Source organism: Cellulomonas sp. Leaf395 (assembly GCF_001424125.1).
Lineage (GTDB): Bacteria > Actinomycetota > Actinomycetes > Actinomycetales > Cellulomonadaceae > Cellulomonas.
The window spans coordinates 121,940-134,958 of sequence record NZ_LMQI01000001.1 but is presented as its reverse complement, the minus strand read 5'-3'; the positions used below and the strand labels follow the sequence as shown (position 1 = coordinate 134,958).

The following is a 13,019-nucleotide window of genomic DNA, read 5'->3' as shown; positions in this document are numbered from 1 at the left end:
CCATGCCGACAGCATCCGTGGTCGAAGCGATCGACCTCGTCAAGACCTACCCCGGTGGCCGCGGCCGACCGGACGTCCGGGCCCTCGACGGCCTCACGCTCACCATTCCCGCGGGCACCGTGCACGGCGTGCTCGGTCCCAACGGCGCCGGCAAGTCCACGACGACGAAGGTGCTCACGACGCTGGCCCGCGCTACCTCGGGCGCCGCCCGGGTGAGCGGCCACGACGTCGTCCTCGAGGCCGACGCCGTCCGCCGGTCCATCGGCTACGTCTCCCAGGGGACCGGCGCCGACCCGCTGCTCAGCCCGCGGGAGAACCTCCTCATGGCCGCCCGCCTGCGAGGGCTCTCCCGGTCGGCCTCGGCCGATCGCGCCGCGGCGCTCGTGGACCGGTTCGGTCTCGCCGAGGCCGCCAACCGCGGCGCGGGCAAGCTCTCCGGTGGGACCCGACGCAAGCTCGACGTCGCGCTCGGCCTCGTCGGCACCCCCCGAGTGCTGTTCCTCGACGAGCCGACCACCGGGCTCGACCCCGAGGCACGCTCGGCGATGTGGGCGGAGATCCGGCGACTGGCCGGCGAGGACGCGCTGACCGTCGTCCTGACCACCCACTACCTCGAGGAGGCGGACCGCCTGGCCGACGGGCTCACCATCGTCGACCGCGGGCGGGTCGTCGCGTCCGGGTCCCCCGAGGCGCTCAAGGCCACCCTCGAAGGAGACACCCTCACCGTGGACCTGGTCGAACCTGCGGTGGAGCTGGTCCGCTCGGTGGCCGCGTCGATCACCGCCCTGCGCGACGTCGTCGTGCACGTCGAGGGGCCCGCGGGCCGGCTCGTCGCCAGGACCGACGACGGCCCGGCCGTGGTGGGCACCGCCATCGCAGCGCTGCAGGCGGCCGGCGTGCGGCACGGAGCCGTCGCCGTCTCCCGTCCCAGCCTCGACGACGTCTACCTGCAGCACGCCGGCCGTTCGTGGACCTCGGCCGACCTCGCCTCGACGGAGGTCGCTCGATGAGCACGCTCACCGTGACCCGCCCCGTCGCCGCTCCCACCCGCGCCTCGTGGATCACGCAGACCTCTGAGGTCACCCGTCGCTGGACCGTCGACTCGCTGCGCCAGCCGTGGGGTCTCGGGGTCGCGATCATCCAGCCCGTCATCTGGCTGGTCCTGTTCGGGAACGTGTTCTCGTCGGTCGGCTCGGTGCCAGGCTTCGGGCCCGACGACTACCTGACGTTCCTGGTCCCCGGCATCCTCATGATGACCGTCCTCTACTCGGGCGCCTGGGCGGGCACGGGGTTCATCGACGACATCCGCTCCGGCGTCATGGACCGGATGCTGACGTCGCCCGTGTCGCGGTCGTCGCTCGTCGCCGGGCAGCTGGTGCAGCAGCTGCTCATCTGCGTGGTCCAGGGCATCTGCGTGATCGGCATCGGCGCCCTCGCCGGCGCGGACTACGCGGGTGGCGTCGGCGGCATGGCCGTCGCGATCGCGGCGTCGCTTGTGCTCGCCGCCGCGTTCTGCTCGCTGTCGGCGGCCGTCGCGCTGCTGGCCCGGGACCAGACCGCGCTCATCGGCATCTCGACGATCGTCGTGCTTCCGGCGACGTTCCTCTCGACCGCGCTCATGCCCGTCACCCTGCTGCCCGACTGGGTGCAGACGGTCGCCCGCTACAACCCGCTGACCTGGGCGACGGAGATCGCCCGCACGGCCATGTCCACCGATGTCGACTGGTCGGTGGTGGCCACCCGCGGCGCCCTGCTGCTGGCGCTGGCGTCGCTGGTCGCATGGTGGTCGGTGCGCGCGATGCACACGTACCAGCGCTCGCTGTGACACCCGCAACGTCCGAGGAAGTGGTCGCCAGGCAGCCACTTCCTCGGACGGCGGCGTCAGTGGGACGTGGTGCGGCCGAAGTGGAACTTGGCTGATGCCGGGCTGGCCGGCCAGCGGCTGGTGACCACCTTGCCGCGCGTGTAGAAGCGGACCGCCTCCGGGCCGTAGATGTGGCTCTCGCCGAACAGCGAGTTCTTCCACCCGCCGAACGAGTGCCACCCCACCGGCACCGGGATCGGGACGTTGATGCCGATCATCCCGACGTTCACGGCCCGCTGGAACGTGCGCGCCGCGTCGCCCGAGGACGTGAAGATCGCGGTCCCGTTGCCGTACGGGTTGTCGTTGACCAGCGCGATCGCGTCGGTCAGGTCGGCCGCCCGGACCACCACGAGCACCGGCCCGAAGATCTCCTCGACGTAGGCGCGCATGTCCGTCGTGACGCCGTCGAGGATGGTGGGGCCGACGAAGAACCCGTCCTCGTGACCGGCCACCGTGTGCCCGCGACCGTCGACGGGTGCGGACGCTCCGCTGTCGACCGCGTCCGTGACGATCTCCTCGATGCGCAGCTGCGACGCCCGCGTGATGACCGGCCCCATGTCACTCGAAGGATCGTTCCCGGGCGCGACGCGGACCCTCTCCGCCGCGGCGGTGAGTCGTTCGAGCAGCGCGTCGGCGACCTCGTCGACGACGACCGCGACCGAGATCGCCATGCACCGCTCGCCGGCCGCCCCGAACGCCGCGCCGGTCAGGTGCGTCGCCGCGAGGTCCAGGTCGGCATCGGCCAGCACGACCGCGTGGTTCTTCGCCCCGCCCAGGGCCTGCACCCGCTTGCCGTGGGCGGTCGCGGTGGCGTGCACGTGCTGCGCGATCGGCGTCGACCCGACGAACGACACGGCGGCGATGTCCGGGTGGGTGAGCAGCGCGTCGACGGCCACACGGTCGCCCTGCACCACGGAGAACACCCCGTCGGGAAGCCCGGCTGCCTTCCACATCCTCGCCAGGAACAGGGACGCCGACGGGTCCCGCTCCGACGGCTTGAGGACGAACGCGTTGCCGGTCGCGATCGCCATCGGCGCCATCCACAGCGGAACCATCGCCGGGAAGTTGAACGGGGTGATGCCGGCGACCACGCCCAGCGGCTCCCGGAACGAGAACACGTCGACGCCCGTCGCCGCCTGGTCGGTGTACTCACCCTTGAGCAGCTGCGGCATCCCGCACGCGTACTCGATGACCTCGAGCCCGCGGGCGATCTCCCCGTGCGAGTCCGCCAGCACCTTGCCGTGCTCGGCCGTGATGATCGCGGCCAGCTCGTCGGTGTGTTGGACGATCTGCTCGCGCAGCGCGAACAGCACCGCGGTCCGCTTGGCGACGGGCTCCTGCGACCAGCTCTCCGCTGCTGTCACCGCCGCCGCCACCGCGGCATCGACGTCCGCCTGCTCGGCGAGGAGCACCCGGCCGGTCACCTGCCCGGTCGCCGGATCGAACACGTCCTGCGTCCGCGACCCCTCGGGCGTCGTCACCTGCCCCCCGACGACGTGACCGATGAGCGGAGCGGTGTCGACGAGCGCGGACATCAGAGGCCCTCTTTCGTGCGGGATCCGACGGCATTGCCGGATCGAGCCAATCTAAGTCCGCCGTCAAGAACAGCCAACGCTCGAACGTGCGGACGTCTTCCACCCACCTCCGCAACGTCCGCAGATTCGGTCGTGGGGACGCTCGAATCTGCGGACGTTGCGTGATGGAGACGTTCGGTCAGTCGCGGGCCGTCAGCACCAGCGGGCCGTCCGGGGTGATCGCGACCGTGTGCTCCGCGTGCGCGGCCAGCGAGCCGTCGGCCGTGCGGATGGTCCAGCCGTCGTCGTCGATCGTGTACTCGTCGCCGCCCGCCATGAACCACGGCTCAATGGCGATGACCAGGCCGGTCTTCAGCTTCAGCCCGGTGCCGGGGCGGCCGAGGTTGGGGACGTGCGGGTCCTCGTGCATGGTCCGGCCGACGCCGTGGCCCCCGAAGTCGGCGTTGATCCCGTACCCGCCGGCGCGCCCGACGGTGCCGATGGCCGAGGAGATGTCACCCATCCGGGCGCCCGGACGGGCCGCGGCGATGCCGGCCGCCAGAGCGCGCTCGGTGGTCTCGATGAGCGCGGTGACCGCAGGCGACTGCGTGCCGATCTGGAAGGTCAGCGCTGAGTCGGCCACCCACCCCTGCACCTGCGCGGCGAAGTCGATGCTGAGCACGTCACCGTCCGCTAGCACGTAGTCGGACGGCAGGCCGTGCAGGGCGGCGTCGTTCACGGAGGTGCACAGCACGCCCGGGTACGGCATCGCGCCGAACGACGGGTGGTAGCCCAGGTAGACGGAGTGCGCGCCGGCCGCGTCGATCATCTGGTGCGCGTGGGTGTCCAGGTGCTTGAGCGTCATCCCCTCGCGGGCGACGTCACGCAAGGACGAGAGCACGCCCGCGACGAACTTCCCGGCGGGGCGCATCTGGGTGATCTGAGAGGGGTTCTTGAGGGCCACGGTCCCACCCTGTCACGAGAACCTGCCACGCAATGGGCAGGCAACAGCCCGTGGGCCGGACCTCCGAGGAGGCCCTGCCGCGAAGGACGAGGTCGCGGCTCCCACGGGCTGCGGTGACTGCCATGGATTCGCTCGCCGGTCCGGGTGGGCCTGCGGGCGGATCGTGTGTGCAATCCGTCCGAGTGCTTTCCGGCGACTAGCGGACAGTCACCTCACGCGTCCTGGAATAGAACATGTCCTGGACCACCTCCTTCCCGTGTCCGACGAAGGTACGTCCGCTTGGCTCCTGGCGCCAAGGGGTTTTCCGGGTGGCGAACATCCTCACCGCGACCGCGACTGCACCCACTCCGCGAAGGTCAGCCGCCCTGTCGCATGCTCGGGTGTCAGGTGGTTCCCGTGGCGGAACCCGCTCAGCGGGCCGGGGACCGGCACGGCCCACACGGGTCGGCGTCGACCGGTCGCCGCGAGGTACGTGCGCATGAGCTCGGTGGTGGTGAGGACCTGCGGGCCGCCCAGGTCGTCGACCCGACCCGACGGCCCTTCGACGACCAGCTGGACCAGCCGGGAGGCGACCTCGCGGACGTCGACCGGCTGGGCGCTCATCCCCGCCGGCGCCACGGCCACCGGTCCCCGCGAGAGCTTGTCCAGCATCGTCGCGACCCAGTCATGGAAGTGCGTCGCACGCAGGATCGTCCACGGCACGCCGCCGTCCTCGACGATCTCCTCGACCCGGTGCTTGGCCTTGAAGTACGGGTACGGGACGCGGTCGACGCCGACGATCGAGACGTTGACCAGGTGCGGTGCTGCAGCCGCGCGGGCGGCGAGCAGGAGCTGCACCGCGGCGTCGAGGTCGTCGTCGGGTCGGCGTGGATCGCTGGCGCAGTGCACGACCGCGCTCACGCCGGTCACCGCCTCGGCCAGCCCGGCGCCGGTGAGCAGGTTGCCGAACACCCAGTCCGCCTCGGCCGGGGCCGCCGGTGAACGTTCGCGACGGCTGAGCACCCGCACCGCTCGGCCGGCGTCGAGGAGCGTGTGCACGAGGGCGCGACCAAGAGTGCCGGTCCCGCCGGTCACCAGCACGGGGCGTTCGTCGTCAACCATGCCCGCCATCCTGGCGTACGCCTCGGGGTCCCGACGAGACCGCGCACGCCACCTGTTCGCCGTTGGGGGACGACGTGGCCCGGGTCGGATCGGCGGCCCGGGCCACGTCGGTCAGGCGTGCTCGACCAGGTACTGCGTATAGGCAGGCACGGTGAGGAACGTCGGGAAGTCCTCCGCCAGCGCGACCTGTCGGAACAGGTCCGCCGCGTCGTCGTACCGGTCGCCCCCGGTGCGCGGGAGGTCGGCCAGCACCTCCTTCAGCACCTGCTCGACCCGCGCGGCGTCGATCCGGGTGCCCTCGGCGGTGACGACCTCCTGGTGCACCCACTGCCAGACCTGCGACCGCGAGATCTCGGCCGTGGCGGCATCCTCCATGAGGTGGTCGATGGCCACCGCGCCGATGCCGCGCAGCCAGGCCTCGAGGTAGCGGACCCCCACCGACACGTTGCCGCGCAGCCCGCCGTCGGTGACGGCCCCGGGCTCGCCGCCACCGGCCGACGGGATGTCCAGCAGGTCCGCGGCGGTGACGTGCACGTCCTCCCGGCGGCGGTGACGCTGGTCGACGCGGTCGCCGAGGGCCTCGTCGAACACCTCGCGGGCGACCGGCACGAGGTCGGGGTGAGCCACCCAGGTGCCGTCGTACCCCTGTCCGGCCTCCCGCTGCTTGTCGGCTCTCACCTGCGCGAGCGCAGCGGCGGTGACCTCCGGGTCGCGGCGGTCGGGGATGAACGCGCTCATGCCGCCGATGGCCTGGGCGCCCCGCTTGTGGCAGGTGGCGACGAGCAGCTCGGTGTACGCCTTCATGAAGGGGACCGTCATCGTGACGCTGCTGCGGTCCGGCAGGACGAACCGGGGTCCGCGAGCGCGGAAGTTCTTGATGACGCTGAAGATGTAGTCCCAGCGGCCGGCGTTCAGGCCGGCGCAGTGGTCGCGCAGCTCGTAGAGGATCTCCTCCATCTCGAAGGCGGCCGTGATGGTCTCGATGAGCACGGTCGCGCGGATGGTGCCGTACCGCAGGCCCAGGTACGTCTCGGTGAACCGGAAGATCTCGTCCCAGAGGCGCGCCTCCAGGTGGCCCTCCAGCTTGGGCAGGTAGAGGTACGGGCCGCGGCCGGAGTCGATGAGGGCGTGGGCGTTGTGGAACAGGTACAGACCGGCGTCGACGAGGCTCGCGGAGGCCGCGCAGAGCTGGCCGGCGCGGTCCGTGAACTCGAGGTGCTTCTCTGTCAGGTGCCAGCCGCGCGGTCGGAACACGATCGTCGGGGTCGTCGTCCCGACGCGGTACTCCTTGCCCTCGGCCGACGTGAAGTCGATCTGCCCGCGGATGGCGTCGAACAGGCTGTGCTGCCCGCCGATGACGTTGGTCCACGTCGGGCTGGTGGCGTCCTCCATGTCCGCGAGCCAGACCTTGGCGCCGCTGTTCAGCGCGTTGATCGTCATCTTGCGGTCGGTGGGGCCGGTGATCTCGACGCGGCGGTCCTCCAGGCCCGGTCCCGGCCCGGCAACCCGCCAGCCCGGGTCCGCCCGGATGCCTGCCGTCAGCGGCTGGAAGTCGGGGTCGGCGCCGTTGGAGAACCGCGTCCGGCGGTGCTGGCGGCCGAGCAGCAGGTCGTGCCGCCGACCGGAGAACCGGACGTGCAGGTCGGTGAGGAAGTCCATGGCCTCGGACGTGAGGATCTCGGTCGCACCGGGCACGGCAGGTCCGGTGATCGCGAGACGAGGTCGGGTGGTCGGCGGGGTGATGGTAATGGTCATGGCGAGTGCTCCTGGTGGATGGGCCGCGAGATCGTGAGGTTCCGACGAGGTAGTCAGTTGCAGCTGACGATCTCGTCGGAGATTCACGACCTTGCGTGCGGGGCGAGGATGGTCAGTGGGTGAACTGGGCCGTCTCGGTCGAGCCCGCGAGCGCGAGGGTGGCGCTGTCCGGGCTGATCGCGGTGGCGACGCGGTCGAAGTAGCCGGTGCCGACCTCACGCTGGTGACGTGTGGCGGTGTAGCCGTCGGACTCGGAGGCGATCTCGGCCTCCTGCAGCTCGACGTACGCGCTCATGCCGCGCTCGGCGTAGCCGCGGGCGAGGTCGAACATCGAGTGGTTGAGGGCGTGGAACCCGGCCAGGGTGATGAACTGGAACACGTACCCGTGGCCGGCCAGCTCCCGCTGGAACCGCGCGATCTGCAGGTCGTCCAGCTGCGAGCGCCAGTGGAACGACGGCGAGCAGTTGTAGGCGAGCAGCTTGCCGGGGAACCTGTCGTGGATCCGCTCCGCGAACTCGATCGCGGCAGCGACGTCGGGGGTCGACGTCTCCACCCAGATGAGGTCGGAGTGCGGCGCGTACGCCTCGGCGCGGGCGACGACGGGGTCGAGGCCCGGGCGCACCCGGTAGTACCCCTCGGGGGTCCGCTCCCCGGTGAGGAACGGCTCGTCACGCGGGTCGATGTCGCTGGTCAGCAGGTCGGCGCCGAGCGCGTCGGTGCGGGCGACGATGACCGTCGGCACCCCGGCGACGTCGGCCGCGAGCCGCGCCGCGGAGAGCGTCCGCACGTGCTGCGACGTCGGGACGAGCACCTTGCCGCCCAGGTGGCCGCACTTCTTCTCGGCGGCGAGCTGGTCCTCCCAGTGCACGCCGGCCGCGCCCGCGGCGATCATCGAGTGCATGAGCTCGTAGGCGTTCAGCGGTCCACCGAAGCCGGCCTCGGCGTCGGCGACGATCGGCGCCAGCCACTCCCGGGAGCGGCGACCGGTCTCCGCGAACTCGATCTGGTCGGCGCGCAGGAGCGCGTTGTTGATCCGACGGACCACCGCGGGCACGGAGTTCACCGGGTACAGCGACTGGTCGGGGTAGGTCTGGCCGGACAGGTTGGCGTCGGCGGCGACCTGCCATCCGGACAGGTAGATCGCCTCGAGCCCCGCGCGGACCTGCTGCACGGCCTGGTTGCCGGTCAGCGCCCCCAGCGCCGGCAGCAGGGTGCGCGAGTGTAGGAGCTGCCAGAGCCGGTCGGCTCCGCGCTGGGCGAGCGTGCTCTCCTCGCGGACCGACCCCCGGAGCGCGACGACGTCCTCGGCGGTGTGGGTGCGGCGGATGCCGGCCCAGCGCGCGTCGAGGTCCCAGCTCGTCGCGAGCTCAGCCGCGGTCTCGGTCTGGTCGCCGTGCCTGTACGTGCTCATCGTGTCCTCCGTCATTTGACGCGTTCTTCTCGGCCCCTCGGCCTGACCTCCACGTTCCCTGGTGTTCCGTCGTTCTTCCCTGGCGAAGTGCGCAGAAGATCGGCGATCCTTCTCCTGGACAGAAGCCCAGGCTCGGGCGAGGGTGGACGGCATGACGACGACGGCCAACGGCGGCCTCGACACGCTCGTGCTGGGACGACGGATCCGGCACCTGCGCACGGGCCGGAACATGACGCTCGACGACCTCGGTGCGGCCATCGGCCGCGCACCCTCCCAGGTCTCGATGCTGGAGAACGGTCACCGCGAGCCCAAGCTCTCGCTCCTGGCGCAGGTGGCGGAGGCCCTCGACGTCCCGCTCAGCGAGCTGCTCCGCACGGAGCCGCCGACCCGACGGGCCGCCCTGGAGGTCGAGCTCGAGCGCGCGCAGCGAGGTCCGCTCTTCGCGAGCCTGGGCGTCTCACCGGTGAAGGTCGGTCGGTCCCTGCCCGCCGATGCGCTCGAGGCCCTCGTCCGCCTGCAGGCCGAGATCCAGCGCCTGCTCATGGAGAACGCCGCGACCCCCGAGGAGGCGCGCCGCGCGAATGCCGAGCTCCGGATCCGGATGCGCGCCCAGGACAACTACTTCCCCGAGCTCGAGGCGCACGCCCGGACGCTGCTCGCCGCGATCGACCACCCCGGCGGCCCGCTGTCACAGCGCGCGACCGCTGACATCGCCGCCCACCTGGGCTTCGGCCTGCACTACGTGCCCGACCTGCCGCACTCGACGCGCTCGGTCACCGACCTCGCCCACGGTCGCATCTACCTGCCCCAGGGCAATCCCGGCGCCAGCGACGCCCGCTCACCCCTGCTCCAGGCCATCGCCAGCCACGTGCTCGGCCACGCGGAACCGAAGGACTACGGCGACTTCCTGCGCCAGCGCGTCGAGGCCAACTACCTGGCCGCCGCTCTGATGCTGCCCGAGGACGGCGCCGTGCCGTTCCTGCAGGAGGCGAAGGCCGAGCGCCGGCTGTCCGTGGAGGACCTTCGCGACGCCTTCGCCGTGCCCTACGAGACGGCCGCCCACCGGTTCACCAACCTGGCGACGCGCCACCTGGGCATCCCCGTGCACTTCATGAAGGTCCATGAGGGCGGCACCCTGCACAAGGCCTACGAGAACGACGGCGTGAAGTTCCCTGCGGACCCGCTCGGCGCCATCGAGGGGCAACCCGTCTGCCGGCAGTGGACCGCCCGCGTGGTCTTCACGCTGCCCGACCGGTTCACGCCGTACTACCAGTACACCGACACGTCGTCGGGCACGTACTGGTGCACGTCCCGCGTGCAGCCGTCGTCGCAGGGCGCCTTCTCCGTGTCCGTCGGGGTGCCGTTCGCGCACGTCCGCTGGTTCCGCGGGCGCGAGACCACCGAGCGCGCGGCATCGAAGTGCCCCGACCCGATGTGCTGCCGCCAGCCCCCGGCCGAGCTGGCCGAGCGCTGGTCCGACAAGTCCTGGCCCAGCGCCCGCCCGCACGCGTCGCTGCTCGCCGCGCTGCCCGTCGGGGTGTTCCCTGGGGTGGACACCACGGAGGTCTACCGGTTCCTGGACCGGCACGCGCCGACGGAAGGCTGAGGTCCCCCGCGGGTCAGTTCTCACAAACCCGCTAGCTCCCGTGGGAAAGCGTCGGAGCAGTTCTGGAGCGTGCGCTCGTCAGCGTGGACCGTCGGGACGGTGCGCTCAGCGCGACGGCGAACGCCACGGACGCGACGGCCATGAGCACGATCGGCGGAGCGGGCAGGAGCAGCACCGCGGTGACCAGCAGCGCCAGGGACAGCACGAGGGCGACGACGAGCTGCGCCCGCTCCGGGGTCCGGTCGTGACGCGTCATGAGCAGGACGGACACGCCCCAGGCGATCAGCAGGAGGGACATCGTGACGCTGAACCCCTCCATGAGGTCGGCCATGCTGTGGCTCGGGGTCATCGGGAAGCGCACCTCTTCTATCTGCCGCTCCACGACAGCCAGGTCACCCGTGGACGGCGGCAGGAGGTTGGCCAGGCCCAGGTGACCCGCCCCGGTCAGCAGGAAGGCCCACCCGCCGACGCGGGTCGCTGTGGTCTGCACGGTCATCGTCGCGCCTCCTCCGTCGGGAACCTCTACATACGTAGAGGACTCTACGTATGTAGAGTCGCCAGATGTCAACCGACCGTCAGTCCGCTCTCAGCGACGCCGGGCTGCGACTCATCGCCCAGGACGGGCTTCGTGGCCTGACCCACCGCGCCGTCGACGCGGAAGCTGGGGTCCCGCTCGGCTCGACCAGCTACTACTTCCGCACGCGCGACGAGCTCGTGTCCGCGTGCGTCCGCCGCCTCGTCGAGCTCGACCTGCTCGCGCTGACGACCGGCGGCATCGGAGAACGCCGGGTGACCGCCGACGAGCTGGCGGACCTGGGCGCCGACCTGATGTGGCAGTGGATCACCGTCGACGCGGACCGCCAGCTCGCGCGGTTCGAGCTGCTCCTGCACTCGCGCCGACGGCCCGAGCTCGCGGCGCAGCTGCACGGGGCGGGAGAACAGGTTCGGGCCGCGATGGCCGCCGTGCTGGAGACGCAAGGCTGCGCCGAGCCGGCGTCGACCGCCGTCTGGTTCGTCGGCTGCGTCGACGGCGTCGTGCTGGACCAGCTGACCGGTCCGGCCGAGCGGCGCATGTCACGCGCCGACCTGCGCGTGCTCGCGCTGACCCTCGTCCGGGCCGCCCTCGGGTGAGGTCAGCGGGCCAACCACCCGCCGTCGACGGGCAGGACCGCGCCGTGGACGTAGTCGGCGGCGCGGGAGCACAAGAACAGGACCGCGCCGGCGATGTCGCTCGGCTCGGCCCAGCGGGCAGCGGGGATGCGGGCGAGGATGGCGTCGCTGCGCTCGGCGTCAAGCCGCAGGTCATGGGTGTTCGCCGTCGCGACGTAGCCGGGAGCGACGGCGTTGACGTTGACGCCGCGGTCCGCCCACTCGTTGGCCAGCGCCTTGGTCAGCCCGGCGACGGCCGACTTGGACGCCGTGTACCCCGGCACGTTGATCCCGCCCTGGAAGCTGAGCATCGACGCGGTGTTCACGATCTTGCCGCTGCGCCGCTCGAGCATGCCGCGGCCGATCTCCCGGGACAGTGTGAACGTGGCGCGCAGGTTGACGCCCAGCACGTGGTCGAAGTCCTCGTCGGAGTGCTCGGACGCGGGCGTGCGACGGATCATGCCGGCGTTGTTCACCAGGATGTCGACGGGGCGCGTCGCCAGCTCCGCGGCCAGCTCGGCAACCCGGGACCGGTCGGAGAGGTCCGCCGACATCGGTGTGAACGCTCGGCCCAGCGACTCGACGGCGGTGCGGGCCGGACCGTCGCCCGGGGGCATCCCGGCGCTCACGGCGATGATGTCCGCGCCGGCCGAGGCCAGTGACTCGACGATGGCCAGCCCGATTCCTCTGCTCGCACCGGTGACGACGGCGAGCTTCCCCTCGAGGCTGAAAAGGCTCTCGACGTAGGAGGCGGGCGTGGGCGCAAGGGTCATGGGTCGGTGCTCTCTCGTGGCTTCGGGCGTGCTCGTCCGCCGCACGGCGTCCGCCGTGCAGGGTTTGTGCGGTCAGTGCTGCGGGAGGTCAGGCCTCGTAGCCGAGGGCTGCCGAGATCTTGTCCGCCGTCTCGATCGCCAGGCCCGACATCGCCTCGACCTGCTCGAGGGTGTGCTCGAGGGTGAGCGTGGAGATGCTGAGTCCGTACCGGGCCGCCCCGGTGTGGTCCCGGATCGGCGCCGCGACGCACGCGACGCCGGGCACGTTCTCCTCACGGTCGAGCGCGTAGCCGAGACGTCGGACGTCCTCGATCTCGGCGCGCAACCGCTCGAGCGTCGTGATCGTGTGGTCCGTCCGCCGTGGCAGACCCGCCCGGGCGACGAGGCGCTCCAGACCGTCGTCCGTGAAGTCGCTCAGGATGGCCTTGCCGATCCCCGACGTGTGGAGCGGGATGGCGTGGCCGACGCGCGAGGGCATCTGATACGGCTTGTCCGAGTCGGCGCGGATCAGGTAGACGATCTCGTCGCCGTTGACGACACCGACGTGGACCGTGCAGTGCACGACGTCGACGAGGTCGTCGACGAACGGTTGCGCGATCGCGGAGATGTCGATCCGCCGCAGCGCCCGGCCGGCCAGCGACAGGATCTTCGGTCCCGGCAGGTACGTGCCGTCCTGCGAGACGGTGATGAAGCCGGAGTCGGCGAGCGTGGTCAGGATGCGGTGCGTCGTGGCCTTCGCCAGACCGGTCGCCTCGACCACGTCGCTGAAGCGCGGGTGGTCGAGGGCGGCCTCGAGCACGAGGAGGGTCTTCTCGCTCGCGCTGGCCGACGAGGCAGCCGCAGCCGTCGACGTCTGAGGTTCGGTCTGGTCCGTCGCCATGG

12 protein-coding genes are annotated in these 13,019 nt (G+C 71.5%); 4 read left to right on the top strand and 8 right to left on the bottom strand.

The features are described from left to right. Window positions 1–2: 2 nt before the first annotated feature. On the top strand, window positions 3–1,010 hold the full coding sequence (locus tag ASG23_RS00645; protein ID WP_056018677.1) for an ABC transporter ATP-binding protein: 1,008 nt from the start codon (window positions 3–5) through the stop codon (window positions 1,008–1,010). Further along, window positions 1,007–1,825, top strand: coding sequence for an ABC transporter permease (locus ASG23_RS00640; protein WP_056020507.1), 819 nt, complete (start codon window positions 1,007–1,009; stop codon window positions 1,823–1,825). Before ASG23_RS00645 ends, ASG23_RS00640 begins: the two co-directional genes overlap by 4 nt. Window positions 1,826–1,881: 56 nt before the next feature. On the opposite strand, the gene ASG23_RS00635 is transcribed toward ASG23_RS00640, so the two are convergent. The 5 genes from ASG23_RS00635 to aceA form a co-directional block, all read right to left on the bottom strand. Then, entirely contained in the window at window positions 1,882–3,399 is a 1,518-nt protein-coding gene (locus tag ASG23_RS00635) for a CoA-acylating methylmalonate-semialdehyde dehydrogenase (RefSeq protein WP_056018673.1), read from the bottom strand. Between the two features lie 178 nt (window positions 3,400–3,577). Continuing rightward, the gene (gene map / locus ASG23_RS00630; protein ID WP_082515625.1) at window positions 3,578–4,342 is read right to left on the bottom strand and encodes a type I methionyl aminopeptidase; all 765 of its coding nucleotides are present in this window, start codon (window positions 4,340–4,342) and stop codon (window positions 3,578–3,580) included. 321 nt (window positions 4,343–4,663) lie between these two features. Beyond that, entirely contained in the window at window positions 4,664–5,443 is a 780-nt protein-coding gene (locus ASG23_RS00625; protein ID WP_056018670.1) for an SDR family oxidoreductase, read from the bottom strand. A gap of 111 nt (window positions 5,444–5,554) precedes the next feature. After that, window positions 5,555–7,198 (bottom strand): malate synthase A, encoded by a 1,644-nt coding sequence (gene aceB, locus ASG23_RS00620; protein ID WP_056018667.1) that lies wholly within the window; start codon window positions 7,196–7,198, stop codon window positions 5,555–5,557. A gap of 112 nt (window positions 7,199–7,310) precedes the next feature. Next, entirely contained in the window at window positions 7,311–8,609 is a 1,299-nt protein-coding gene (gene aceA / locus ASG23_RS00615; RefSeq protein WP_082515770.1) for an isocitrate lyase, read from the bottom strand. Between the two features lie 151 nt (window positions 8,610–8,760). Between aceA and ASG23_RS00610 the strand changes: the two genes are divergently transcribed. Further along, the gene (locus ASG23_RS00610) at window positions 8,761–10,215 is read left to right on the top strand and encodes a helix-turn-helix transcriptional regulator (protein ID WP_056020501.1); all 1,455 of its coding nucleotides are present in this window, start codon (window positions 8,761–8,763) and stop codon (window positions 10,213–10,215) included. A 31-nt stretch (window positions 10,216–10,246) separates the two neighbouring features. Here the strand turns inward: ASG23_RS00610 and ASG23_RS00605 are convergent, their stop codons facing one another. Next, entirely contained in the window at window positions 10,247–10,711 is a 465-nt protein-coding gene (locus ASG23_RS00605; protein ID WP_056018661.1) for an LIC_13387 family protein, read from the bottom strand. A gap of 65 nt (window positions 10,712–10,776) precedes the next feature. On the opposite strand from ASG23_RS00605, the gene ASG23_RS00600 reads away from it, so the two are divergent. After that, entirely contained in the window at window positions 10,777–11,346 is a 570-nt protein-coding gene (locus ASG23_RS00600) for a TetR/AcrR family transcriptional regulator (protein WP_056018658.1), read from the top strand. 2 nt (window positions 11,347–11,348) lie between these two features. Here the strand turns inward: ASG23_RS00600 and ASG23_RS00595 are convergent, their stop codons facing one another. Together ASG23_RS00595 and ASG23_RS00590 are read right to left on the bottom strand one after the other, a co-directional pair. Beyond that, window positions 11,349–12,137, bottom strand: a complete 789-nt coding sequence (locus ASG23_RS00595; protein WP_056018655.1) for an SDR family oxidoreductase — start codon at window positions 12,135–12,137, stop codon at window positions 11,349–11,351. Between the two features lie 88 nt (window positions 12,138–12,225). Beyond that, a complete protein-coding gene (locus ASG23_RS00590; protein ID WP_056018652.1) occupies window positions 12,226–13,017 on the bottom strand; it encodes an IclR family transcriptional regulator in 792 nt (263 codons plus the stop codon). Window positions 13,018–13,019 lie beyond the last annotated feature (2 nt).

Bases quoted from the DNA above. Each gene is read 5' to 3' on its own strand.
- ASG23_RS00645 (WP_056018677.1), top strand. From the start codon at position 3: ATGCCGACAGCATCCGTGGTCGAAGCGATCGACCTCGTCAAGACCTAC.
- ASG23_RS00640 (WP_056020507.1), top strand. From the start codon at position 1,007: ATGAGCACGCTCACCGTGACCCGCCCCGTCGCCGCTCCCACCCGCGCC.
- ASG23_RS00635 (WP_056018673.1), bottom strand. From the start codon at position 3,399: ATGTCCGCGCTCGTCGACACCGCTCCGCTCATCGGTCACGTCGTCGGG.
- ASG23_RS00625 (WP_056018670.1), bottom strand. From the start codon at position 5,443: ATGGTTGACGACGAACGCCCCGTGCTGGTGACCGGCGGGACCGGCACT.
- aceB (WP_056018667.1), bottom strand. From the start codon at position 7,198: ATGACCATTACCATCACCCCGCCGACCACCCGACCTCGTCTCGCGATC.
- aceA (WP_082515770.1), bottom strand. From the start codon at position 8,609: ATGAGCACGTACAGGCACGGCGACCAGACCGAGACCGCGGCTGAGCTC.
- ASG23_RS00610 (WP_056020501.1), top strand. From the start codon at position 8,761: ATGACGACGACGGCCAACGGCGGCCTCGACACGCTCGTGCTGGGACGA.
- ASG23_RS00605 (WP_056018661.1), bottom strand. From the start codon at position 10,711: ATGACCGTGCAGACCACAGCGACCCGCGTCGGCGGGTGGGCCTTCCTG.
- ASG23_RS00600 (WP_056018658.1), top strand. From the start codon at position 10,777: ATGTCAACCGACCGTCAGTCCGCTCTCAGCGACGCCGGGCTGCGACTC.
- ASG23_RS00595 (WP_056018655.1), bottom strand. From the start codon at position 12,137: ATGACCCTTGCGCCCACGCCCGCCTCCTACGTCGAGAGCCTTTTCAGC.
- ASG23_RS00590 (WP_056018652.1), bottom strand. From the start codon at position 13,017: ATGGCGACGGACCAGACCGAACCTCAGACGTCGACGGCTGCGGCTGCC.